Origin of the sequence: Kribbella capetownensis (assembly GCF_004331485.1) — a bacterium.
GTDB classification, from domain to species: domain Bacteria; phylum Actinomycetota; class Actinomycetes; order Propionibacteriales; family Kribbellaceae; genus Kribbella; species Kribbella capetownensis.
The window spans coordinates 1,019,522-1,042,721 of the sequence record NZ_SJKD01000001.1; the positions used below are offsets into that span (position 1 = coordinate 1,019,522).

General features: G+C 68.5%; 25 protein-coding genes and 1 pseudogene. 12 read left to right on the top strand and 14 right to left on the bottom strand.

Features of this window, described 5'->3' with window-relative positions:
• Window positions 1-24 precede the first annotated feature (24 nt).
• On the bottom strand, window positions 25-840 hold the full coding sequence (locus tag E0H75_RS05005) for an ABC transporter permease (protein ID WP_131511813.1): 816 nt from the start codon (window positions 838-840) through the stop codon (window positions 25-27).
• Complete coding sequence (locus tag E0H75_RS05010; RefSeq protein WP_131511814.1) at window positions 840-1,817, bottom strand: ATP-binding cassette domain-containing protein; 978 nt, start codon at window positions 1,815-1,817, stop codon at window positions 840-842. Before E0H75_RS05010 ends, E0H75_RS05005 begins: the two co-directional genes overlap by 1 nt.
• A gap of 88 nt (window positions 1,818-1,905) precedes the next feature.
• Between E0H75_RS05010 and E0H75_RS05015 the strand changes: the two genes are divergently transcribed.
• Together E0H75_RS05015 and E0H75_RS05020 are read left to right on the top strand one after the other, a co-directional pair.
• Window positions 1,906-2,871, top strand: coding sequence for a helix-turn-helix transcriptional regulator (locus E0H75_RS05015; protein ID WP_131511815.1), 966 nt, complete (start codon window positions 1,906-1,908; stop codon window positions 2,869-2,871).
• Complete coding sequence (locus E0H75_RS05020; RefSeq protein WP_131511816.1) at window positions 2,868-3,452, top strand: YdeI/OmpD-associated family protein; 585 nt, start codon at window positions 2,868-2,870, stop codon at window positions 3,450-3,452. The genes E0H75_RS05015 and E0H75_RS05020 overlap by 4 nt, the downstream gene beginning before the upstream one ends.
• Before the next feature lie 3 nt (window positions 3,453-3,455).
• Here the strand turns inward: E0H75_RS05020 and E0H75_RS05025 are convergent, their stop codons facing one another.
• The 3 genes from E0H75_RS05025 to pip all read right to left on the bottom strand — a co-directional run bounded on the left by E0H75_RS05025 (window position 3,456) and on the right by pip (window position 6,092).
• Window positions 3,456-4,187: a cupin domain-containing protein gene (locus E0H75_RS05025; protein WP_131511817.1), complete on the bottom strand. Its 732-nt coding sequence runs from the start codon at window positions 4,185-4,187 to the stop codon at window positions 3,456-3,458.
• Window positions 4,188-4,255: 68 nt separating this feature from the next.
• Entirely contained in the window at window positions 4,256-5,065 is an 810-nt protein-coding gene (locus E0H75_RS05030) for a phytanoyl-CoA dioxygenase family protein (protein WP_131511818.1), read from the bottom strand.
• Between the two features lie 76 nt (window positions 5,066-5,141).
• Entirely contained in the window at window positions 5,142-6,092 is a 951-nt protein-coding gene (gene pip / locus E0H75_RS05035; RefSeq protein WP_131511819.1) for a prolyl aminopeptidase, read from the bottom strand.
• Between the two features lie 633 nt (window positions 6,093-6,725).
• Here pip and E0H75_RS05040 point away from each other — a divergent pair.
• Window positions 6,726-7,547 (top strand): UbiA prenyltransferase family protein, encoded by an 822-nt coding sequence (locus tag E0H75_RS05040; protein ID WP_238162834.1) that lies wholly within the window; start codon window positions 6,726-6,728, stop codon window positions 7,545-7,547.
• Here the strand turns inward: E0H75_RS05040 and E0H75_RS05045 are convergent.
• Together E0H75_RS05045 and E0H75_RS05050 are read right to left on the bottom strand one after the other, a co-directional pair.
• The gene (locus E0H75_RS05045) at window positions 7,529-8,398 is read right to left on the bottom strand and encodes a Vgb family protein (protein ID WP_131511821.1); all 870 of its coding nucleotides are present in this window, start codon (window positions 8,396-8,398) and stop codon (window positions 7,529-7,531) included. The two genes, E0H75_RS05040 and E0H75_RS05045, sit on opposite strands and share 19 nt — an antisense overlap.
• On the bottom strand, window positions 8,385-9,962 hold the full coding sequence (locus E0H75_RS05050) for an ABC-F family ATP-binding cassette domain-containing protein (RefSeq protein ID WP_131511822.1): 1,578 nt from the start codon (window positions 9,960-9,962) through the stop codon (window positions 8,385-8,387). The genes E0H75_RS05045 and E0H75_RS05050 overlap by 14 nt, the downstream gene beginning before the upstream one ends.
• A gap of 105 nt (window positions 9,963-10,067) precedes the next feature.
• Here E0H75_RS05050 and E0H75_RS05055 point away from each other — a divergent pair, with 105 nt between their 5' ends.
• A complete protein-coding gene (locus E0H75_RS05055) occupies window positions 10,068-10,670 on the top strand; it encodes a TetR/AcrR family transcriptional regulator (RefSeq protein WP_131511823.1) in 603 nt (200 codons plus the stop codon).
• A 28-nt stretch (window positions 10,671-10,698) separates the two neighbouring features.
• Complete coding sequence (locus E0H75_RS05060) at window positions 10,699-11,454, top strand: SDR family NAD(P)-dependent oxidoreductase (protein ID WP_238162835.1); 756 nt, start codon at window positions 10,699-10,701, stop codon at window positions 11,452-11,454.
• Between the two features lie 10 nt (window positions 11,455-11,464).
• On the opposite strand, the gene E0H75_RS05065 is transcribed toward E0H75_RS05060, so the two are convergent.
• Window positions 11,465-12,982 carry an LCP family protein gene (locus tag E0H75_RS05065; RefSeq protein ID WP_131511825.1) on the bottom strand — a complete coding sequence of 506 codons (1,518 nt, stop codon included), beginning with the start codon at window positions 12,980-12,982 and terminating at the stop codon, window positions 11,465-11,467.
• Between the two features lie 185 nt (window positions 12,983-13,167).
• Here E0H75_RS05065 and E0H75_RS05070 point away from each other — a divergent pair, with 185 nt between their 5' ends.
• Window positions 13,168-13,569, top strand: coding sequence for a GNAT family N-acetyltransferase (locus tag E0H75_RS05070; RefSeq protein WP_238162927.1), 402 nt, complete (start codon window positions 13,168-13,170; stop codon window positions 13,567-13,569).
• Between the two features lie 81 nt (window positions 13,570-13,650).
• Here the strand turns inward: E0H75_RS05070 and E0H75_RS43920 are convergent.
• Both E0H75_RS43920 and E0H75_RS42905 read right to left on the bottom strand, forming a co-directional pair.
• A pseudogene (locus tag E0H75_RS43920) lies at window positions 13,651-14,721 on the bottom strand (protein-arginine deiminase family protein); the annotation flags it as partial.
• A complete protein-coding gene (locus E0H75_RS42905; RefSeq protein ID WP_165553455.1) occupies window positions 14,627-15,061 on the bottom strand; it encodes a hypothetical protein in 435 nt (144 codons plus the stop codon). The pseudogene E0H75_RS43920 and the gene E0H75_RS42905, both read right to left, overlap by 95 nt.
• Before the next feature lie 165 nt (window positions 15,062-15,226).
• Here E0H75_RS42905 and E0H75_RS05080 point away from each other — a divergent pair, with 165 nt between their 5' ends.
• Window positions 15,227-16,042 carry a DUF3152 domain-containing protein gene (locus E0H75_RS05080; protein WP_238162836.1) on the top strand — a complete coding sequence of 272 codons (816 nt, stop codon included), beginning with the start codon at window positions 15,227-15,229 and terminating at the stop codon, window positions 16,040-16,042.
• On the opposite strand, the gene E0H75_RS05085 is transcribed toward E0H75_RS05080, so the two are convergent.
• Both E0H75_RS05085 and E0H75_RS05090 read right to left on the bottom strand, forming a co-directional pair.
• On the bottom strand, window positions 16,033-16,398 hold the full coding sequence (locus E0H75_RS05085; RefSeq protein ID WP_131511827.1) for a VOC family protein: 366 nt from the start codon (window positions 16,396-16,398) through the stop codon (window positions 16,033-16,035). The two genes, E0H75_RS05080 and E0H75_RS05085, sit on opposite strands and share 10 nt — an antisense overlap.
• Window positions 16,399-16,472: 74 nt before the next feature.
• Window positions 16,473-17,054, bottom strand: a complete 582-nt coding sequence (locus E0H75_RS05090) for a MarR family transcriptional regulator (RefSeq protein WP_131511828.1) — start codon at window positions 17,052-17,054, stop codon at window positions 16,473-16,475.
• Window positions 17,055-17,148: 94 nt separating this feature from the next.
• Here E0H75_RS05090 and E0H75_RS05095 point away from each other — a divergent pair, with 94 nt between their 5' ends.
• Window positions 17,149-17,913, top strand: a complete 765-nt coding sequence (locus E0H75_RS05095) for an SDR family NAD(P)-dependent oxidoreductase (RefSeq protein WP_131511829.1) — start codon at window positions 17,149-17,151, stop codon at window positions 17,911-17,913.
• A 212-nt stretch (window positions 17,914-18,125) separates the two neighbouring features.
• Window positions 18,126-18,356, top strand: a complete 231-nt coding sequence (locus tag E0H75_RS05100) for a hypothetical protein (protein WP_012924486.1) — start codon at window positions 18,126-18,128, stop codon at window positions 18,354-18,356.
• A gap of 246 nt (window positions 18,357-18,602) precedes the next feature.
• On the opposite strand, the gene E0H75_RS05105 is transcribed toward E0H75_RS05100, so the two are convergent.
• Together E0H75_RS05105 and E0H75_RS05110 are read right to left on the bottom strand one after the other, a co-directional pair.
• Window positions 18,603-18,968 (bottom strand): VOC family protein, encoded by a 366-nt coding sequence (locus E0H75_RS05105; RefSeq protein ID WP_238162837.1) that lies wholly within the window; start codon window positions 18,966-18,968, stop codon window positions 18,603-18,605.
• A gap of 34 nt (window positions 18,969-19,002) precedes the next feature.
• Window positions 19,003-21,687 carry a BTAD domain-containing putative transcriptional regulator gene (locus E0H75_RS05110; RefSeq protein WP_131511830.1) on the bottom strand — a complete coding sequence of 895 codons (2,685 nt, stop codon included), beginning with the start codon at window positions 21,685-21,687 and terminating at the stop codon, window positions 19,003-19,005.
• Between the two features lie 65 nt (window positions 21,688-21,752).
• Between E0H75_RS05110 and E0H75_RS05115 the strand changes: the two genes are divergently transcribed.
• The 3 genes from E0H75_RS05115 to E0H75_RS05125 are packed head-to-tail and all read left to right on the top strand — an operon-like array spanning window position 21,753 to window position 23,196.
• Window positions 21,753-22,394: a DUF998 domain-containing protein gene (locus E0H75_RS05115; RefSeq protein WP_131511831.1), complete on the top strand. Its 642-nt coding sequence runs from the start codon at window positions 21,753-21,755 to the stop codon at window positions 22,392-22,394.
• Window positions 22,391-22,840 (top strand): YdeI/OmpD-associated family protein, encoded by a 450-nt coding sequence (locus E0H75_RS05120; protein ID WP_131511832.1) that lies wholly within the window; start codon window positions 22,391-22,393, stop codon window positions 22,838-22,840. Before E0H75_RS05115 ends, E0H75_RS05120 begins: the two co-directional genes overlap by 4 nt.
• A complete protein-coding gene (locus tag E0H75_RS05125) occupies window positions 22,840-23,196 on the top strand; it encodes a YciI family protein (protein ID WP_131511833.1) in 357 nt (118 codons plus the stop codon). Before E0H75_RS05120 ends, E0H75_RS05125 begins: the two co-directional genes overlap by 1 nt.
• Window positions 23,197-23,200: the final 4 nt, after the last annotated feature.

A 23,200-nucleotide genomic window follows, 5' to 3' on the forward strand; every position in this document is an offset into this window, starting at 1 on the left:
GTGACCCAATTGGGTCACGCCGGATCAGCCGGCCGAGCGGAGCATCGACCGGATGCCGACGGTCAGCCCGAGGGCGGCGGTGACGATCGCGGCGACCCAGCCCCAGAGCACCGCGGTGGTCAGTACGTCGCCGGAGAACAGCGCGCGTTCCGCGTCGACGACGTACGAGAGCGGGTCGAACTTCGCCGCGACCTTCATCCAGCCCGGCCCGGTCTCCAGCGGCAGCAACATCCCGGACAGGATCATCACCGGGAACAGGAACGTCTGCTGCACCACCCAGAACATCCAGTCCTGCTTGCGGACCGCGATCGCCAGCGCGTAGCTGAACGCGCCCAGCCCGATCCCGAACACCGCCAGCAGCGCCATCCCGACCACCGCACCACCGAGGTGCAGGTCGAATGCGAACGGCGTCATCACCGCGATCACGATGACCGCCTGGCCGAACAGCGGCACCATCTCCTTCAGCGCCCGGCCGATCAGCAGGGATGACCGCGACAGCGGCGTGACCAGCATCCGTTCGTGCGCGCCGGTCTGGAACTCGAACAGCAGGTTCGCGCCGGTGGTCGACGTACCGAACAGCGTCGTCATCACCAGGATCGACGGGACGAACCACTGCCAGACGCCGTCGCCGAACGCACCGCGCATCGATCCGGACAGCAGCGGCCCGAACAGGACCAGGAACACCAGCGGCTGGATCATCCCGAACAGCAACGAGAACGGATCCCGCAGTACCGGCTTGAGCTCGCGCGTCATCACGATCTGGATGTCGCGCACCAGACTTCGCCTCGGCTGGTCCTGAGTCGCGGCAAGGTCGACGGGGGACAGGGTGAGCGTGGTCATCAGGCGGCCTTTCCGTTGGTCGCAGCAGCCGTCTCGCGCAGACTGCGGCCGGTGAGGTTGAGGAATACGTCGTCGAGGGTCGGGCGATGCACCTGCGCCGCCGCGATCGGTACGCCGGACTGCTGGGCGGCCGTGATCAGCTCGGGAAGTGCTGCCGGTCCGTCCGCGACGCGGACACTGAGCTCGTCGCCGGTGGCAATCACTTCGCGGGCACCGGGCAACTTCCCGGCCAGCTCGGACAGCTTCGAGAGGTTGCTGGGAGCAACGGTGATGGCGAGCCGGTCGCCGGCCAGCTTGGCCTTGAGTGCGTTCGCGGTGTCGTCTGCGATCAGCTCGCCGTGGTCCACCACGACGACCCGCTCGGCCATCGAGTCGGCCTCGTCCAGGTAGTGCGTGGTCAGCACGATCGTCATCGAGTACTGCTCGCGCATCCGCAGGATGTGATCCCACAGGTTGGCCCGGTTCTGCGGGTCCAGCCCGGTCGACGGCTCGTCCAGGAACAGCAGTTTCGGCGCGTGCACGAGCCCCATCGCGACATCGAGCCGGCGACGCTGGCCTCCGGACAGTTCGGACACCTTGCGGCCGGCGAGTTCGGTCAGCTCGAGCGCTTCCAGCAGTTCGCCGGTACGACGCTTGGCCGCGCGCCGGTCGAGTCCGTAGATGACGCCCTGGCCGACCAGTTCGTCGCCGGCCCGCTGGTTGTGGCCCGCGCCGTTGCCCTGGCCGACGTACCCGATCCGGCGACGTACCTGGCTGGGATCCGCGGTCACGTCGTACCCGGCGACCGTCGCCGTCCCCGACGTCGGGGTGATCAGGGTGGTGAGCATCCGCAGCGTGGTGGTCTTGCCGGCGCCGTTCGGGCCGAGCACGGCGACCAGTTCGCCGGGCTCGACGTCCAGGCTGATGCCGCGGACCGCGTGCACTGTCTCGGTACGGCTCACCACGAAGTCGCGGGTGAGCTGTCGGGTGCTGATCACGATGTCTCCTTCGGTCTTGGCTTGATGTCTCAGACTTTTCCAGCAGTAGCGGACAGGTTGTGGCCGCTTCTTCTGGCAATCTGGAGTCATGTCCGAAACCTCGGCCCGACTCCTCTCGCTGCTGTCCCTGCTGCAGGCCCGCCGCGACTGGCCGGGCGCACTGCTGGCCGAACGCCTCGAGGTCAGCCCGCGTACCGTCCGCCGCGACGTCGACCGGTTGCGCGACCTCGGCTACCCCGTGCGTGCGTCGAAGGGACCCGACGGCGGCTACCGCCTCGATGCGGGGGCAGATCTGCCGCCGCTGCTGTTCGACGACGACCAGGCGATCGCGGTCGCGGTCGCACTGCAGACCGCGACCACCACGGTCACCGGGATCGAGGAGGGCGCATTGCGCGCGCTCGCCACGGTCCGCCAGGTCATGCCCGCGCGGCTGCGCCAACGGGTCGACGCACTCCAGGTCACAACGGTCGACAAATACGCCGACAGACGTCGTACTGCGGTTGATTCGGACCAGCTGATCGCGATCGGCATGGCGGTCCGAGCGCACGAGGTACTGCGCTTCGACTACGCCTCACCAGGTGCGTCGGATGACTTCGTCCCGCCCCGGAAGGTCGAGCCGCATCATCTCGTCACGTGGGGTGGACGGTGGTACCTGGTCGGCTGGGACCTCGACCGGAAGGACTGGCGGACGTTCCGGGTCGACCGGATGACGCCGAAGACGCCGACCGGTCCGCGGTTCACCCCGCGTGACCTGCCCGCGCCGGACGTCGCGACGTACATCTCCGGCAAGTTCAAGGGCCGGGATCAGTTGCCGTGCACGGGCCAGGCGATCCTGCAGGCGAAGGCGTCCGACATCGTCCAGTGGGCCGGCGGTGGGGCGATCGTCGAGGAGATCACCGCGTCCAGTTGCCGGCTGACCCTGAGCAGTTGGTCGTGGACCGGACTGGCCGCGACCTTCGGCATGTTCGAGCGCGACCTCGAGTTCGTCGGGCCGCAGGAGCTGATCGACGCGGCCCATCACCTCGCCGCCCGCTACACCGCGGCCGCCTCATGACGGCCGAGCTGATCGTCGCGGACGCGGCCGGCTGGCAGGCCTGGCTCGTCGAGCACCATCGTGAACCCGACGGCGTCTGGCTGGTGCTGGCGAAGAAGAACGTGACCACGCCGACGAGCCTCAGCTACGACGAGGCGCTCGAGGAGGCGCTCTGCCATGGCTGGATCGACGGTCAGCGCAAGGGTCGCGACGAGCACACGTTCATCCAGCGCTACACGCCGCGGCGCTCGCGCAGCATGTGGTCGCAGCGGAACGTCGACCTCGTCGCCCGGATGGAACGCGACGGCCGGATGCTTCCGGCCGGCCGCGCCGAGGTCGAGCGGGCCAAGGCGGACGGGCGCTGGGACAAGGCGTACGGCGGTTCGAGCGCGCTGGACATCCCCGCTGACCTGGCCGAGGCGTTGGCCGCGGACCCCCTGGCTCAGGCGATGTTCGAGATCCTCACCAGTGCGAACCGCTTCGCGGTCGTCCATCGGGTCAACGAGGCGAAGCGGGCCGACACCAGGGCCAAGCGGATCGCGCTGTACGTCGGGCAGTTGGCGCGTGGCGAGACGATCTATCCGCAGAAGCGGACGCTCTGACCGTCAGTCGTCGAGCATGTCGAGCGTCGCGTCCTGGCCGGCGGTCAGCGGGAAGTAGGCCAGGAACGTCACGCCCTGCTCCTGCGCGTCGAAGTGGGAGATGCGGTCGCTCGGCGGCTCGTAGAACACGTCGCCCGGTTGGAGGATGCGCGGGTCGTCGTCGCCGACCTGGTACTTGACCGATCCGGTCTCGATGCTGCCGAACACCGGTCCGTTGTGGACGTGCGCGCCGGCCACGCCGTTCGGCTCGATCGTGATCCGGCGAACCTCAACCCGGCGTACGGCGAGATCGTCCGGCAACCCCTGGTCGAGGACGACGACCCGGCTCACGGGTGCCGGCTCTGGCTCGCCGGGCAGCATCCCGACCTCCTCGCCGAACTCCGCGCAGTCGCCCTCGTGGGGGAGGTGCTCGATGGCCAGGTGGGTCATCGAGGAGGTCGTCCCGGCACCGTGCCAGTGCCGCTCGCCGGGCTTGATCCGGACGCGATCGCCGGTCCGGATCGCCTCCACGGGCCCACCTTCGCGCTGCACGAGCCCTACGCCTGCTGTCACCACCAGCACCTGCTCGCCTTCGTGACGATGCCAGCGGGTGCGCGCGCCGGGGGCGAACGTGACGCTGTCGATCTGCGTCGACGGCGCCGGACCGGGTGGTACGACGCTCTCGATCCAGGCCGGTCCGGTGATCCAGGCGGCGGAGGCGACGGTGCGGGGGAACGGTGGGCGATCGATGTCCATGCCGGGATCGTACATACCAATAGGTACAGAGCGCACGCGCTTTGTCTGGCCGGCTCCCGAGGGACCTGTCAGTACAGGACGGGGTTCAGGGGTGAGGAGATCGGCTCGCCGGGTTGGTTGCCGGGCATCCAGGTGGCAAGGTCGGCTTCCTGGAAGCTGTTCACCGGCGGCGCGATCTCCATGGCGGCGTCGACGTAGATGATCGTCATCACCCGCCGTGGTACATCGGTCGTGTTCGGCGGCGCGTGGTGGAAGGTCCAGCCGAGGTGGTAGCTGACCTCGCCCAGCTCGTACGGCTCGGACACCTCAGTGAAGTCCTGGTCGGCCAGCGCCTGCTGCAGGACCTGTTCGGACTCGTCGCTGATGGGCAGGTCCCGGCCGTGCTCGAAGACGTGACTGCCGGCGGCGAACGACAGCGGGCCCATCTCCATCGGCGTCTCCTGCAGCGGAACCCACACCGTCACACACCGATCGGTCGTGAACGGCCAGTAGTACTGATCCGCGTGCCAGGGCGTGACGCCACCACCGGACTCCTTATAGAGCGCCTGGTCGTGGTACAGCCGGACCGACTGCACGCCCAGCAGTTGCGCCGCGATCCGCGCCAGCCGCGGTGACGAGACGAAGTCCAGCACCTGTTCGCTGTCCTGCCACAGGTTCATCACCTGCAGGAACGCCTTGCCGTAGGTGTCGCGCTCGTCCAGCGGCAGGTCCTGGGTGTTCAGCTCGATCACCTTGCCGGTGATCTCCGGCTCGTACGCCGCGATGGTCTCGGGGCTGAGTACGTTCTTCAGCTTGACGAAGCCGTGCTCGGCGAAGTGCGCGATATCGGACCGGCTGAGGGTGTAGTCGGTCACGAGCTCCGGGCGGGTCAGAGTCATGCCACCCAAGGGTTCCGGGGCGAGTAATCGTTGTAAAGATCAGTGATCAAATCTTTGCCCTGTCGTGCCGGTGCGGTCAGGACCGGGCGAACCGGTCCAGTGCCGCCAGGATCAGCTCCCGCACGCCCAGTCCGCCGGCGCCATGGCCGGCCTGTCCGAGCAGGTGCAGCTCGGCGTTCGGCCACGCGTGAGCCATCCGCCAGGGGACGTCCGCCGGACTGCTGATGTCGAGCCGCCCGTGGATCAGCACCCCGGGAATGCCGGCCAGCTTCCCCGCCTCGCGAACCAGCACGTCCTCCTCCAGCCAGGCAGCGTGACCCCAGTAGTGGGTGACGAGCCGGGCCAACCGCATCCGGATCACCGGATCGTCGTACCGCGGGTCCGGCTTGTAGTTCGGATGCGTCGCGATATGGGTGTCCTCCCAGTCGCACCACGCCCGGGCGGCCCGCTCCCGGACCGCAGGATCCGGATCGTGCAGCATGCGGCTGTAGGCGAGGGCGAGGTTTCCGTCCCGCTGGTCCGCGGGTACGACGTCGCGGAACTTCTCCCACTCCTCGGGGAAGATGCGGCCCATGTCCCGGGTGATCCATTCGATCTCGCGCCGGGTCGTGTTCGTGACACTGAAGAGCACGATCTCGGACACCACCTCCGGGTGCTGTTCGGCGTACGCGAGCCCGAGCGTCGCGCCCCAGGACGCGCCGAGCAGCAGCCACTTCTCGATCCCGAGCTGCTGGCGGAGCTGCTCGAGATCCGCGATCAGATGGGCGGTGGTGTTGGTGCTGAGGTCCACGTCCGGCTCGGCAGCGTCCGGCGTACTGCGGCCGCAGTTCCGCTGGTCCATCAGGACGACCTTGTACTTGGCCGGGTCGAAGTACCGCCGCCACCAGGCCCCGGCGCCCGAGCCTGGGCCGCCGTGGATGACGACCGCCGGCTTGCCGTTGGGGCTGCCGCAGACCTCCCAGTAGACGCGATGCCCGTCGCCGACGTCGAGCATGCCCTGGTCGTAGGGCTCCGTCTCGGGATACATGCACGCTCCTCCGGGAGATATAACAGTGCTGTTGCATCAAATATAACAGCACTGTCAGATTGTTGGGTTTGTCCCACGCGACCGACTACGCCCGCTCCTCCGTCGCGTGCTCGCGGCCGCTCCCACCCGCCCACGTTCCCGTGCGGGCTGCGGTCAACCGCAACGTGGCGGGGTCGTGGAGGTGGTTGCTTGAGGCGACTGCATTGCTCCGGAGACCTGCGAGTGGAGGCAGTCGTCCTCGGGGGCGTCGACCCGACTACGGCAACCTGGCCACGCCCAAGTGCCGCGCGCCTGTGCGGCTCTCACCCACTGGCCACCTCCGCCTGACACACCGCGGCCACCACCGGGGGTCGAACCGCCGGCGGCAGCCGGCTCAACCGCGGGCGGCAGCCCGCAAGGAAGCATGGGCGGGTGGGAGCGGCCGCGGAGCACGCGACGAAGGAGCGCAGTCGGCTGCGTGGGATCCGACACAGTCACTCGTAGGCGTGAGGGGGTTCACTCCTCGGGTGGAGGTGTGGTGGGCCGGGGTGGGTGGACAGTGAAGGTGTGACCACGTCGGTGGCAGTTCGGACGGTTGGGCCCAGGGTTCGGGATGTCATTGCGGTGGGGCGGCCCGCCTTCTGGGCTGTGTCGGTGGTTCCGTACTACGTGGGCATCCTGCTCGCGACGCACCGCCTGGTGCCGCCGCTCGAGGAGTGGCCTCGGCTGATTGTCGGTGCGGTGGTCATGGGCCCGCTGGTGTGGCTTGCGGTGCTGGCTGTGAACGACGCGTACGACCTGCCCAGCGACCGCCTCAACCCACGCAAGGCGAACTCCCCGCTCCTCAACGGACGGATCACCCTGCGGGCGGCCAAGCGCCTCGCGTTCGCAGCTGCGGTCGCGGCCGTCGGGGTCAGCCTGCATGTCGGCGTGGTGTTCGCGCTCGGGGTCCTGCTGGCAGTGCTCCTCGGGTACGCCTACAGCGTCCCGCCGATCCGTCTGAAGACCCGCGCCGGTTTCGACGTCGCGGTCAACGCCCTCGCCCTCGGCGCTTTCGGACCGCTCGCCGGCTGGGCCGCGATCAACCCCGATCTCGGCGACTTCCCCTGGCTGATGGGCCTGCAGGGAACACTCGCCGCAGTCGGCCTCTACCTCCCCACGACTCTCGCCGACCTGGACGCGGACCGAGCCGCCGGCTATCACACGATCGCGGTCCGCTTCGGCGGGCGGACGACGTACCTGATCGGGTACGGCGCCTGGATCGCAGCGGCGACGCTCTCGGTGGTGCTGGCCGCGACCGGCACGATCATCCCGCGCAGCATGCTCCTGCTGGAGTTGGTGATGGTCCCGGTCCTGGTTGCGGCGTACCCGAAGCTGATCGGTCCGCGGCAGTCGTTCAAGGGGATCATCGTGCTCGCGTCGTTGTTCCTGATCCCGTGTGCCACGTTCGCTCTGACCTACACCGGCGTCCTCTGAAAGTGCGCGAGAGTGCCCGTCTCCAGAGCTGTCCAGACCGAGCCGTCGACGTCGACCGCCAGACCGTGCGGCTCGGAGCCGTCGCCCAGCGGGACCTGGGTGATGAGGTTGCCGTTGGCATCGAGTTGGGCCAGGGCGGACGCACCCCACAAGGTGATCCAGCAGCCGCCGTCGTCGGTCGCCACGACTGCGTGGGGCTTCGATCCTTCGGGGAGCGGGAACTCCTCGATAGTCCCGTCCGCCGTGATCCGGCCGGCCTGCCCCCCAATGATTTCAACGAACCACACTGCGTCAGGTCCGGCGCTGATCCCGACCGGTCCTGCGGCCGCCGTCGGCAGCGGATAGGTGGTGACCGAGCCACCCGTGGTCATCCGGCCGATCGCGTTGCTTTGGTTGAGCGTGAACCACAGCTCGTCGGCGGCCGTGATCATCGCCGGGAACCCGCCGCTGGTTCCGATCGGATACGTCGTCACGTCGCCGTCGACCGTGATGCGAGCCAACTGATCCGTGTTCATCAACGTGCACCACAACGCGTCGTCCGGTCCCGCGCACAGGCCGTACGGCGCCCCGATCGCCGCAACCGCCGAAATGTTGCCTGCAGCATCGATCCGGCCGACGTGGTCGTCGCCGTTGCGGGTGAACCAGACGCCACCGTCGGGTCCTGGCACGATCACACTCGGCCGCGACCCAGGTGCATCGAGATCGAATCTGGCCGGTGCTTGTTCCGAAGAGCGCGAAAGGCGCGCGACGACACCGGAGTGGACCAGCGTCGTCCACACCGCGCCGTCGACAACGGTGACGCCGTACGGGCCCTCGTTCGGCTCGGCGACGGTGTACTCAGTGAGTGACAAGGCAGTTCTCCTTCAGGTCGAGAACGGCTCCGCGCCAGCGGGAGCTGAACCGGCGGTCGTGGCTGACCACGACGAGCGCACCGGCGTAGCGATCGAGCGCCGCTTCCAGCTCCTCCACCAGGACGAGCGACAGGTGGTTGGTGGGTTCGTCGAGCAGCAGTACGTCGTACGGCGTGGTCAGCAGTCGAGCCAATGTCAGCCGTCGGCGCTGACCGGTCGACAGGGCGCCGATCCGGGTCTGCAGTTGGTCTTGGCGGAACAAACCCAGGCCGGCAGCGCCTGGATGGCGAGCCAGTGCGGACCGGAGGGTGTCGTCGGGCCGTGGCTCGATGACCTCTTGCCGGAGGTAGCCGATCCGGCCGCGGCGTTCGACGTACCCGGAGTCAGGCTGCAACTCCCCGGCGAGGACATCCAGCAAGGTGGACTTGCCGACGCCGTTCGGACCGGTGATCAGCAAACGGCCGCGGGCCGGGATCTCTGCCGAGATGGGCAGCAGCCGATCCTCGACCGAGACACCGACCGCGTCCAGGCCGGCGGCCGAACCCGTCGTACGGAGGGACGGAGTGAACCTCAGCGGTTTCGCCGGCACCGGTGGCGGGTCCTCTTCCAGACGACGTAGGCGTTCCTTCGCGTTGCGGATCTTGCTCCGCTCGGCCTCGTTCACCCGGCCGGTCGCCCGGTCGTACGCGACCTTGTTGTTGTCCTTGATCGTCCCGTGGTGCGAGACCCGGTCGGCCGTGGTTCGGACAGTCACGCGCATCGCCGCGACGTCGTCCTCCCACTGCCGGCGGGTCTGCTCGAGGCGGGCTCGCTCGGCCGTCTTCTCGGTGAGGTAGCCCTGGTAGCCGTTGCCGTACCGGGTGACTCGATGCGTGTCGCCGTCGACCTCGAACAGCGTCGACGCGACCCGCTCCAGGAACGCGCGGTCGTGCGAGACGACGACCGTCGTACTGCGCCTCGCTCGGAGGTGGCCCTCCAGCCAAGTGGCGGCCGAGACGTCCAGGTGGTTCGTCGGTTCGTCCAGCAGCAGGATTTCCGGGGAGGAGGCGAGTACTGCGGCCAGGTGCAAGCGCGCTAGTTCGCCGCCGGACAGTTCCGACAGGCGGCGGTCGTCTGGGATGGTGCTCAGCCCGAGTCCGTGGGTCGCGCGGGCGAATCGCGCATCCGCGTCGTACCCCTCGCGGAGCTCGAACACGGTCTGGAGCTCGCCGTACTCGTCCAGGAGGTCGATGCGACCCGCGGCGAGAAGGTGCTCCAGTTCGCGCATCCGTGATTCGATCCGGCGCAGGTCGGCCAGGGCGTGGTCGGCGAGCGCGTTGACGTCGAGGTCGAGCGGCAGCGGGTTGTCCTGGGCCAGGTAGCCGATGCTGCCGGCCGCGGTGACCATGCCGTCCGTCGGCTGCTCGAGGCCGGCCAGGAGCCGCAGCATCGTCGACTTGCCGGAGCCGTTCTCGCCGATCAGGCCGCTGACCTGGCCCGGTGGGAACGCGCAGATGACCTGGTCGAGCACCATTCGGTGGTCGTAGGACTTGGTGACATCGTGCAGGGACAGCTGGGTAGACATCCGGATCTCCTGACGTGCTCGCGGGTTCGTTGGACTGCGAACGGCGGGTCAGAAGATCACTGGCGTCCTCCACTAATGCGACGAATGTTGCATTAAGATGATGCCATGACGGATGCGGAACGCGCAAGCAGGCCGGGCGGGCGGACGGCGCGGGTGCGGTCGGACGTGCTCGCGGCGGTCGAGATCGAGCTGGCCGAGCACGGGTACGACGGGGTGACGATCGATGCGGTCGCGGCGCGGTCCGGCGTACATCGGACGACTGTCTATCGCCGGTGGAAGACCGTCGCGGGTCTGCTCGTCGACCTGCTTCAGGCAGGCGCGGACGATGCCTGGGCTCCTGCCGACACGGGCTCGCTCGAGGGCGACCTGATCGAGATCAACCGCGAGGTGTTCGCCGCGCTCACCGTCCGCCCGTCCGTCACTCAAGCGGTGATCGCCGCCTCCTTCCGTACGCCGGAAGCCGCCGAAGCCCTCACCAACTTCTGGACCGACCGCTACACCCGCACGGAAACCGTCGTACGCCGAGCCATCACCCGAGGCGAGGTCCCCCCATCAACCGACCCCCACCAGATCGTCATGACCGCAACCGCTCCCCTCTACCACCAACTGGTCCTCCTACGGCAACCCATGCCCCAACCCATGGCTGTCCACTATGCGCAGGTCGCCGCCGCCTCCGCCGTGCGCGGATTAGGGTCGGGGGACGGGTAAATGTGAGGAGACTGTTTTGACTGGACGGTTGGCGAACGAAGTTGTGCTGGTGACCGGGGCTGCTCGCGGGATCGGGCGGGCGGTGGCGGTGAAGGCGGCTGCCGAGGGCGCGGCCGTGGGGCTGGTCGACGTACTCGCGGATCAGCTGACCGCGACGACCGCCGAACTGCAGGAGTCCGGGGCGAAGGCCGCGGCCGCGGTGGGGGACATCACCGACGAAGCCTCCGTGCGCCACGCGGTGGACAAGCTCACGAACGACCTCGGGCAGCCGGTCACCGTGCTGGTGAACAACGCCGGCAAGAACGCGTACGCCGATGCGACCAAGATGACCGTGGACGAGTGGGACAGCGTGTTCGACGTGGACCTGAAGGGCGCCTGGCTGATGGCTCGGCAGGTGCTCCCGGCCATGATCGCGAACCGGCACGGGTCGATCGTCAACATCGCGTCGATCCACTCGCAGCTGACCACCGCGGGGATGTTCCCGTACGCCGCGGCGAAGTCCGGCCTGGTCGGGATGACCCGGTCACTCGCGCTGGATGTTGCCGAGCACAACGTCCGGGTGAACGCGGTCAGTCCGGGCTACATCGGCACCGACCTGCTCGAGGAGTTCTTCGACACGATCCCGGGCGAACGCGAGAAGGCGCTCGGCGTCCACCCGCTCGGCCGGATCGGTACGCCGGAGAACGTCGCCGAGGTGGTCTGCTTCCTCGCCTCCGAAGCCGCCGCGTTCGTCACCGGCGCCAACTGGGCCGTCGACGGCGGCCTCGGCGTCCGCTACGCCTGACCGCCGGGTCTCAGCTGGTCGGGTGGTAGGCGCAGTCGTCCGCCAGATCCCCGGGAGTGGTCTTGGTGGTCGTCGGCTTGCCAGTCGACTTGCGAGACGGTGCCGTCGTCGTCGGGTGCGGCTTGGGGGCCGCCGCCGGGTTCAGGGCGCGCTTGATGATCTCGCGCATCCCCGCGTAGTTCGGGTTGCGCCCGTTCGGGAAGTTCTTCTTCTTGTCCAGATCGATGTTGGTGATCTTCGCCGACTTCACCCGCTGGCCGAGCGTGACGAACTCCGGCAGCAGCTTCTGCGGGATGTCGGTCCGGATCAGCTGCTCGCCGGCCTTCGCGATCGACTGGTAGTTGGCGAGCACGTTCTGCGGGGTCGCACGCTCGACGATCGCCTTGATCGTGCAGCGCTGCCGGGCCTGCCGGGCGAGGTCCGCGCCCGGCACGCGGTACCGGCCGCGGGCGAACCACATCGCGTCGAAGCCGCCCAGCTCGCGATCCGGGCCGGGCTGCAGGTACCGGCTCGGCGGGATCTTCTTGTCGTCGTCGCCCCCGACCGGGACCGGGTAGTTGATGTTGACCTTGATCCCACCGAGCGCCTGGACGAGTTGCGAGAATCCGATGACGTTGATCTGCACGTAGTAGTGCAGCTTCAGCCCGACCGCCTCGCCCACCGACACCTTGAGGACGTCGGCCCCTTCGTTGTCCGACGGACCGAGGATGCCGGGGTACTTCTGCGGGATCATCCGGTACATCGCGTCCAGGTAGAAGTTCGACTGCTCGGTGTCGCCCAGCTTCGGATCCCAGAACCCGGTCGGATACTTCTCGTGCAGCGGCGAGTCGGCCGGGAACGGCATCCGCATGAAGTTCCGGGTCAGCGAGATCAGCGCGGTGTCACCGGTCTTGGTGTCGATGCTGGCCACGATGACGGTGTCGGTCCGCGCGCCGTCCCGGTCCGCGCCGTCGTCCGCGCCGAGCAGCAGGATGTTGAGCCGCGGCAACTGGTCCCAGACGTTCTTCTTCGCGGTGATCGTCGGCCGGGTCTGGCTCTTCGACTCCTCCCCGCCGAACACCTTCTGGACCAGGCTGCGCTGCGCCATCAGCGTCTCCGCGCCCATCGCCGTACTGGCCGCCATGCCGAAGCACACCAGTCCGATCACCAGCGACCCGAACATCCGCGCACCCGGCCCCGCGGCCAGCGGCCGCAACATCTTGTACGACGTGACCAGGACGACCACCCACAGGAGGGCGACCGCAGCCAGGCCGGCGACCATCCACAGCAGCAGGGTCGGGTCGAGGGCCCACGCGATCACGTCGTCGCGGCGCTTCAGGCCGACGTACGCCGCTGCGGCGTACCCGGCGAGGCTGAGCAGCGTCACCGCGGTACCGAGGCGGAACCGGCGGGCGACCAGGTACGCCGTCCCCGGCAGGAGCGCGCCGAGGACCGCCAGACAGGCAGCGGCAACCGAGGTGTGCCGGCGGGGCCTCGCCCTCCGGGCGCGGGTGGAACCAGCGGCGCGGCGGGCTCTGCTGCTCGACATGGGCTCCACTCGTCGGTCGACGGCAGGACGGGTGGACGCGTCCCCGGTGCGCGTCCATTTCCTTCGATTCACCCGGGCGGCAAAAAGTTGGCATGATCTTCCAGATGACCGACATTCAGGTACGACGGGCGAAGCCGGACGACGCGGAGGCACTGGTCCGCCTCCGTGGACTGATGCTCGCCGCGATGGGCACCGACATCGGCGGACCGGACGCTCCGTGGCGGCCGATCGCGCTGGCCTGGTTCGCCGAGCGGCTCGCGGCCCCGGACACGTTCGCGGCGTACGTCGTGGACGATCCGGCAGCCGGTGTGGTCGCGTGCGCGGCGGGCGACGTACTTGTCCACCCGCCGGGTCCGAAAGACCTCACCACATACCGCGGTCACCTGTACAACGTCAGTACCGAGCCGGACTTCCGGCGCCGCGGCCTGGCGCGGGCCTGCGTCGGCGCACTGATGGACTGGTTCCGCGACGAGACCCCTATCGGCGTGGTCGAGCTGCACGCGACCGACCTGGGCATCGAGCTCTACCGAGAGCTCGGCTTCAGCGAGTCCCGCTACCCGGCACTGCGCCTGCACCTGACCCGCTGACCCACCACGGCGTCGCCCGGCTGGTGTCGCGGAGCGCGTTCGTGGAGCAATGCACCTCACCGCCGCCGAGGTGTGCCCAGAGGAAGCCTCGACCCACTGCACGCGGACGCCGTTCCGGCCGAGTGCTCGTTCGGTCGCCTGCCGGAAGACGTCCCGCTCGCCGAGCTTGGGCCCGTGCGGGTCCGGTGCCGCGAACTGCCGGTCGGTCAGCGACAGTCCGTTGACCAGGCCCGGCGTCATCGCCCTCAGCAGTCCGAACCCAGGCACTCGCTCGAACATCACCGGCAGGCGGACCAGTTCATCAGGGCGCAGACCGGTTGCCTTCAGCAAGATCTTCAGCTGCTCGTCGATGTGCTCGGCCGCGGCCTCGTTGTCCGCCAGTCTGGTACTGAGGACCTGGTCGACGGTCGGCTTCGACGACGAGTTCGTGTCCGCGAACAACCGTTGATCGCCTTCGCCCTGGCGTTCCACATCCCGCAACAGCTTCACCGCGAGTCGCGGATCGGCGACCGCGAGTGTCCAGCCGCGCTCGTTGTTCGCGCGGACCACGTGAGTCGTCTCGTCCGCATGCCCGACGATCAGCCACGACGTGTCGATCACCACCGGCGGCTGGTACCCCTGGCTCGTCACCATCGTGATGAACCTCGGATCCGGATGCCGCTCGCCCGACCCGTAGACGATCCGCCCGTGTGGGTACCCGTCGTACGGCGGTAGTGACTCGAGGTTGCCCCCCATGTTCAGCAGGTCGTCGAGGCCGGCGGATGCGGTCTTGCTCAGTTCCTGAACGATGCCGACATCCGGGCCGCGCACGTCGCGGTAGAGCAACCGGCCGGCCGGGCGCGGGGTGTCGACGCCGCCGACCTCCCAGACGTTGCCGGAGCGGATCAGGATGCGCATCGTGTGCGGCCCGCCGACCGCCGGCATACTCGCGGTCGCCGGCTCGAAGGTGTCCTGCAGCCACATGTCCTTCCAGCCCCTCGGCGTACCCCTGACGAACCGCAGTCGCGCGTCCGTCGATGCCGTTGCCTTGCGCAAGCTCGTCGCGAAGGGTTGCCACTCACCCGGAACGCCGTCCGGGTACGGCAGATTGTCGTCCCACCAGCCGGATCGTGATGCTTGCGGACGCATCGCCGGACAGGTTGCGCTGGGCATCGATTCGGAGTGGGGCCAGGTCGGCCGCATCACGTGCACCGTTGATCCGGTCGTCGGCCGCATCGTTGCAGGCGGCAAGCTTCTCGTCGACCGCCCGGCCGGGCTTGTCCAGGTCGGCCGGGTCCACCGTGCAGCGGCGCTGGTCGTCGTCCAGGTTGGGCAGGAAGATCGCACCGCGGGCTCCGGTCCAGGTGTCCTTGCCGGCGTCGTCGGCGCGGGTCAGCAGTCCGTCGCGGTTCACGTCAGCGGTCAGTTCGGCGCCGGTCGGCGCGGCCCGAGCGACCACCGGCGTGGCGGTCAGCAGGGTCGCAGCGGCGACGCCTGCGGTCCAGCGTCTCATCGAAGACTCCTTTTTGATACGTGCGTGCTTCTTCAGAGTAAACTAACACGGCCGTATCAAAACCTGCGGATCTGGTTCCACCCGTGGATGGAGAAGGGTTTCGGGGCACAGTGGCAAGAGGAGAGTGAGAAGACGCCCGCCGGGGTGTCGTGAGGAGCTCACCGGATGCGCCGCTGGAGTGTTGTCAGGACGATCGGGTTGGCCGCCGCGGTGGTGGTCGCGATCGGGGCCCTGTACGAGCTGCCGGCCAGCCCGTTCGCCCGCCACGGCTACCCGTCCAAGCCGGGAACTGAGACCGCGCAGTCGTCCGCGCAGGGCGTCGTACCCCAGCTGTCCACAACAGCCGCACCTGGTGAGACGCCCGTGCCGGCCACGCCGAAGCCGGTGATCACTTACCCGATGCGCGGGACGCAGTCATACGCCGTTCTGCCTGCGAGTCCGGCGGTGATCGGGCGGGCCGGGACCTTGCTGACGTTCCAGATCGCGATCGAGGGTGGCATCAAGGGGATCGATCGCACTGCGCTGGCGCAGTTCGTGCGGGCGACGTACGGCGCTCCGCAAGGCTGGACGTCACAAGGGCAATGGCAATTCCGGCAGGTCGGGCCGGGCGAGACGCCGGACTTCAAGCTGATGCTCGTGACGCCGGAGACGCGCGACACGATCTGTGGTGCCGCGCCGGATCGCTACACCAGTTGCCGGATCGGGGATCGCGTTGTGCTGAACGTCGCCCGCTGGGTGCACGGCGTACCGAACTTCGGTGCACCGCTGACGACGTACCGGCAGTACATGATCAACCACGAGACCGGGCACCGGCTCGGCCGCGGCCACGAGCTCTGCCCGGGACCCGGCCAGCCGGCACCGGTCATGCAGCAGCAAACCCTTGGTCTACACGGCTGCACGGCGTACGCCTGGCCGTACCTGAACGACGTCCGCTACAAGGGCCGCCTAGGTCAGTACGACGACCCGATCCCTCATTCCTGAATGATCGACAAGACGTTGCCCGCTGGGTCCTTGAACCAGGCGATGAGTGGGCCGACGCCGCGGTAGATGCCGAGTTCGTCCTGGTCGTCGTTGTACCGCTCGAACGTGACGCCGCGATTCGTCAGCTCACGTGCGGTCGCGGTGATGTCGTCGACCGGGAAGTTGAGCACGGTGTACTCGGCCGGCACGTGATCCTGCTTCGGGTAGACGAGGATCGGAATGCCGCCCGCGATCTGCAGCTGCAGCATCCCGTTCTCCTCGCCGACGGTCAGGCCCAGCGTGCTGCCGTAGAACTCCCTCGCGGTCGCGATGTCGTCCACGGAGAACCCGCTGAACGCCTTGGTGTCCTTGAACATCTCGAACCTCCTTGTTGACTCCCTGACATCAGGTACGTCGAGGCTGTCGACGGCTCTTCGACACCGCGGCGACCTCAGTTGTGCAGAGCCGCCTGGGGGATCGCCTGCGTGACGGTGGCCGTGACGGCTGCGGATTCGAGGCCGTCGGCAACGGTGTGCAGGAGGCGGACCAGGTGGGCCGCGTCGGTAGGGCCGAGAATCCCTGTGATCACGTCGAGAACGCGGACCGTCAGACCATCCAGCTGAGACAGCCGCGCCTGGCCCAGCGACGTCACCGCGAGCTGCGGGTTGGTCCGGACCATGCCGAGGGCCTCGAGCTCGGCGATCGCCAGCTCCGCCTCGCCCGGCGTCGTCCCGACCTGTTCCGCCACGTCGTCGGCGGTGCGGCGGCCGTTCGCGATCGCGTTCAGCATCAGGGCGGCCGGCATCTTCATCCCGACCGCGTCCTGCAGGCCGAGGATGAGTGGATGCGCGTGGCCGCGGACTCGCTCGACCGCGTCGAGCAGCCGGAGCGCGTCGCCGACATTGCCGATCAAGTGCTCGGTCTGGACAGCCTCGAGGCCGGTGGGTTGGACCCGATCGGATGGTTGCACGACTCCGTCGGCCACTCTTTCAGGGACCGCCAGTGCCTTCGTTCCAGCGTCTTCGATGGTCACGTCTCCAGCGTACGGAGTCGTTCCGACAGCCCGGCGTGTCGTTCCTGAGGAAACCCTGTGAATCTGAACGCCTCGATCATCTACCCTCGCGGGCATGCAGTTGAACGGCAAACGAGCACTGGTGATCGGTGGAGGCGGCGGCGGGATCGGACGCGCCGTCAGTGCGGCTTTCGGGGCCGAGGGAGCCGCGGTGACAGTCGCGGACATCGACCTCGGCCGGGCCGAAGAGGCGGCCGAGGCGCTGCGGCAGGGCGGTGCGACGGCGTACGCCGTGAGCGGGGATGTCCGCTCGCTGCAGGACGTCGAGGCGATGGTTGCCGGAGCGGTCGAAAATCTCGGCGGGCTCGATGTCCTCGTCACGGTTGTCGGTGGTCAGGTCGCGTTCGTGCCGGCGGTCAAGCTGCACGAGATGGCCGACGAGGACTGGGACACCATCTACGAGGTCAACCTCCGGTACGTCGCGCGCGCAGTCCGGGCGGTGCTGCGCGTGTTCCTCGACCAGGGCAGCGGCGGCACCATCGTCAGCGTCGGCTCGGTGACCGGATTCATGGCCGCACCGCAACAAGCGGCGTACGGCGTGATGAAGGCCGGACTGCTCAGCCTGGCCAGGACGGTCGCCGCCGAGTACGCCGGGGACGGCATCCGCATGAACGTCGCGGCGGCTGGTGCGATCGCGACGGCGGTGGCCAACGCGAACGTGGACGCGGAGGTCGTCGAGGAGATCCCGCTGGGCCGGTTCGGCAGGTCGGAAGAGGTGGCCGCTGCCGTCGTGTATCTCGCCTCGGACGCGTCGGCGTACATGACCGGCCAGCAGGTCGTGCTGGACGGCGGCGTCTCCGTGCGCGGGCCGTTCGACTGAACGATCACGACAGTCGAAAACCTGCTCGAAGAATTGGGTCCTGCCCGGTCTCGAAAAAGTTTTGCCCGCAGCCGGACAAATCGCGATCGAGCCGTGACTTAGCGTCCGCGTCCTCCGTTGGATCTGACGTGACGGTGAACACACGGCGCACCGGCACCGCGCTCGCTCCGCGTTCCCAGGCCGCACATCTCGAAAGACAGCCAGGAGGACCAGTGACAACCGCCACCGCCACCCAGACGTCTGAGCGCCGACGCGTCCGAGTCTGGTTCGGTGAGCACGTGATCGCCGACTACAACGCCGAGCCGGCGTTGGCCGAACGGTACGCACACGCCATGAGCCGTCGCTTCGCCGGACTTCGGGTCACCAACGACCCGATGCCCGCCGTGGACCGACTCCCCGACCCCCTGCCCGGCGAGCGCATGTGGGACGTAGCACCCCGCTGAGAAAGCCCCCGGTACCTTCTCGCGTTCCGTTTCTCACCAGACAACCCACCCGGAAACGCGGCCCGGTCGAGAACCTCACCTCGATCACCTTGAAGGCATCGGGTTTTGGCGGCAAGCGAGTGCGGGCAGTCTGCCCCTCGCTTGCCGCCGTTTCTCCCCTGCACACATGCGCCTGACAGCACCACCTGAAACCGAGAACCACGTCCGCACCGGGATCCCCAAGCTCCGGTGCGGACGTTTCTCCTGTCAGAGGTTGGCGTAGTACTCCGGCCGCATCTGGATCAGCTGGACATAGTTGCCGTCCGGATCGATCAGCGTCGCGAACCAGCCGATGCCGCGATCCTCCGGATGCACCAGCCACTCCACCTCGAGCGTGCGCAGGTGCGCGGCGGTCGCCTCGATGTCGTCGACGGCGAAGTTCACGATGCACCGGCCGGGCTCGGCGGTCTTCACGGCGACGTCGTCGCGGGGCTCGATGACCAGGCCGAACCCGCCGAGGTTCAGGTTGCCGTAGCCGTCGACCTCCGCGTGGAAGCCGTCGCGGTACCAGGCCTTCAACCGGTCGGGGTCGGCACTGCCGAGCAACATGCTGTTGAGAACGGGCTGAGCCACACTGTCTCCTGTGTCCGTCGAGCTGCCGATCAGCTCACACGTCCGGTACGTCGGAGCCGCCCTGGCCGTCTCGACACGCAGCGATGAACTCCGCCACGATCGGGCCGAGCACCTCTGGGTCGACATCGTGCGGTTGACCGTCCATCGTCAGCCGCCGGCCCTGCGGCAGCAGGTCCGCCACGATCTGCGCGGTGTTGCGCCGCCACTCCCGGCTCTGGCCGCCGTCGATGACCAGCGTCGGCACGGTGATCGTGGTGGCCCAGTGCGCCGGGATCGTGAAGTCGTCCATCAGCAGGGTGTCGTACGCAAGCGTCGGCGCCAGCGCCTCGAGGTCCTTCCACAGCGGGGCATTCCGCAACGGCGCGACCACCTCGGCCGGCATCTCCACCGCCGTGACCAGGAACAGTTCGGTCGCGTCGCCGTACCGGTCCTGCGCGACCAGTTCCTGCAGCCGGCTCGCGAGGTCGACCGGCACGGATCGGGTGTCGTCGAGGATGAACGGCGGTTCGATCAGCAGCAGCCCGCTGATCGGCACACCCTGCGCGGCCGCCTCCGCTGCGAACACGGCACCTGTCGAGACACCCAGCGCGTACGCCGAACCTCCCACGACGTCCACGACCGCGGCCAAGTCCTCCAACTCACGCTCGACCGCCCACGGCTGCACATCGCCACTGTCCCCGCGCCTACGCCGGTCGTACGTCGCGACCGTGAACCCGTCGGCCAACCGCTTCGCCAACGGAATGAATGTCCGCCGGTCGTTCAGCGCGCCACCGACGAGGACGATCGCCGGACCGCTGCCGCCGTACACCTCGACGACGATCGGTGTGCCGTCACGCGAGACCACGGTCTCGATCCGCGGCCGCAACGCTGCGGTGGACGGCGCTCGCTGCGGGGTGGACTCGCCGTACAGGCCGCCCAAGTAGGCGAAGAGGTCGCTGTGTCCGTACAGCCGCGGCTCGGTGTGCTGGGCCAATCCCTCGAAGTACCGCTCGTACCGCCGCCGCGTCGCTTCGAGCTCGCCGGCCTCCTCCAACCGCTGCAGACAGAACGCGCGGACCGTCTCCAGCAACCGATAGCGCGACCCCGACGTACCGTCCACACGGACGACGAGCGACCGGTCGACCAGTCGGGCCAGCAGTTCGGCGACCTCAGCCACCGGTACGTCGTCACCCGCGCACACCGCCTCGGCCGCAGCCAGCGTGCATCCGCCGGGATGTGGTGCGAGGCGGCGAAGTACGGCGCGTTCGGGTTCGCCGAGCAGGTCCCAGCTCCACTCGACCATCGCCGACAACGTCTGCTGCCGATCGGGCAGACCGCGTTGGCGGTATCGATCGTCGAAGCGGTCGACCAGGTCGTGGACGTCCATCGCGCCCACTCGGCTCGCGGCCAGCTCCAGCGCCAATGGCAGACCATCCAGCCGTTGGCACAATGCAACGACGGCGTCGGTGTTGTCAGCGGTCAGCCGGAAGCGCGGATCGGCAGCCTCGGCCCGCGCGACGAACAGTTGAACCGCCGGACTGCCGGCCGCGTCGTTGCCAGCCGTCGGCAGCTCCAATGGAGGAACCGGCCGCCGATGCTCGCCCGCGATGCCAAGAGGCTCCCGGCTGGTGGCGAGGATCCGCAGACCCGGCGAGCGCAGGAGTTCGGTCGCAACCTCCGCGGCGGACTCGATCACGTGCTCACAGTTGTCGAGGACAACAAGTACGTCGCCACCCGGCTCAACGGTCTCCCGGACCAATGCAGATGCTTCGGCGCCCGGCTCGAGTGCGGCCAACTCGACGAGCCAGACGCCATCAGGTGAGTCGGCGCGGCGAGCGGCCGCGAGCGCGAGGCTCGTCTTGCCAACCCCACCCGCGCCGGTCAGCGTCACCAGCCGCGCCGACTCGAGCTGCTCCACCACTTCGCCGACCGCCGGATCCCGGCCGATCAGTTCCGTGAGCTCAGCCGGAAGGTTGCTCTTCGCCGGGGCCTTCGCCGACGGCTCCTCGGTCAGGATCTCCTGATGCAGCGCGACCAGCTCGGCGCTCGGATCGAGCCCGAGCTCGTCCCGCAACCGAACCCGCAGGTCTGCGTAGCTCTCCAGCGCCTCGGCTTGCCACCCAGACCGATGCAGCGCCTTCATCTGTACGGCGCGCAGTCGCTGTCGCAATGGGTGACGCGCGACGAGCTCCGCCAGCTCGGCGACCAGTTCTTCGTGCTCACCCAGCACGAAGCGCGCCTCGGCGTACGCCTCCTGGACCGCGAGCCGTTCTTCGTCGAGCCGGTCGATCGTTGCCCGGGCGAACGCTTCCTGCGCCACGTCGGCGTACGCCGGACCGCGCCACAGCGTGAGCGCGTCGGCGAGGGTGGCAGCGCGCATCCGGGCGCTACCGGTCTGCCGGGCGCGAGTGGCGAGGGCGCGGAACCGGCCCGAGTCGACCGCTTCGGGTGCCACCGCAATCAGGTAGCCGGCCGGTCCGGTCTGCACGAGCTCGCGTGCACCCGGCTCGGCGTCCTCCAGCGCGCGACGCAACTGGGAGACGCGGGTCTGCAGCGTCGCGGTCGGGTTGCCGGGGAGCTCGTCGCCCCACAGATCGTCGATGAGCATCGTCACCGCGACCGGGCGACCGGCGTGCAGCAGTAGATCGGCCAGCAGCCCTCGCACCTTGCGATCAGGGATCCGCACCGCCTGGCCGTCGTCGGTCCACGCGGTGACTGGCCCCAGTACGCCGAAACGCATGCGGCTCAGACTAGTGCCCTGCGTTCCAAAGGTTTTCTGAAGTGGTTCGCTCCAGGCTTGCCGCCATGACGACCATGACGAAGCAATCCGCACCACCGCTCCTGCTCGCCGGCGCGATCGCCGGCCCGCTGTACGTCGGCATCGGCACCATCGAGGCGATCGTCCGCGACGGCTACGACATCCGCAGGCACTCGCTGAGCCTGCTGGCGAACGGCACCGGCGGCTGGATCCACTCGACGATGATGGTCGTGACCGGCCTGCTCACCGTCGTCGGCGCCCTCGCACTGCGCCGCGCGGGTCTCCGATCGCGCTGGGCCTTCGGCGGCATCCTCGTGTACGGCGCAGGTGTCGCCGCCGCCGGCCTGATGCGGGCCGACCCGGCCGACGGCTTCCCGATCGGTACGCCGGCTGGGATCCCGGACAGCGTCAGTTGGCACGGGTTCGGCCACGTCATCGCCGGATTCATCGGCTTCATCGGCCTGATCGTGGCCTGCCTCGTGCTCAGCCGGAGGTTCGCCCGCCAGAACGAGCGCGGTTGGTCCCGCTTCTCGCTGGTCACCGGTGTCGTCTACTTCCTCAGTCTCATCGGCCTCTCCACCGGTGGTGGCTCCACCGCCGGCAACCTGGGTTTCACCGTCGCCGTGATCCTCGGCTGGACCTGGTTGACCCTCCTGATGCTCCACGCTCGGACGGAGGAGGTCCGATGAAGTTCACTGCCGAACTCTTGTCCACCGGCAAGAACACCGCCGGCTTCGAGATCCCCACCGACGTCGTCGAGGCGCTCGGCGGCGGTGGTCACCCGAAGGTCAGCGTCACCGTCAACGGCTACACCTTTCGCACCTCGATCGCCCGGATGGGTGGCCGCTATCTGCTGGGTTTCAGCGCTGAACGTCGTACCGAGGCCGGCGTCGTACCCGGTGGGGTGATGGAGGTCGATGTCGAACTCGACACGGCCGAGCGGGTGCTCGACGTACCCGAGGAACTTGCTGCGGCGTTGGCGGCGGATGCCAAGGCCAAGGAGTTCTGGGAGACGCTGAGCTACAGCAAGCAGCAGTGGCACGCGCTGCAGGTGACGTCCGCGAAGACCGATGTGACCCGGGACCGACGGATCGAGAAGTCGATCGGGATGCTGCGCGAGGGCCGGGCCCGCTGATGCGGTTCATCGCCGTACTGCGGGCCGCCGAGGACTACGGGTTTCCACCGCCGGAGCTCGCGGAAGGGATCGCCGCACTCGGCGCGGAGGCGGTCCGGAGCGGAGTGCTGGTCGACACGGGCGGTCTGTTGCCGGTGGCAACCGCTACCCGGGTCGCCGTCTGCGCCGGGACTCTGACCGTCGGTGAAGGGCCGCGAGAGGATGCGCTGCCGCTCGGCGCGTACGCGGTCTACGACGTGACAACCCGCGACGAGGTCGTCCGCTGGACCAAACGTTTCATGGATCTGCATCGCCGGACCTGGCCCGGCTGGGAAGGCGAGTCCGAGATTCGCCAGGTATTCGGCCCGGAGTCCTGACGCT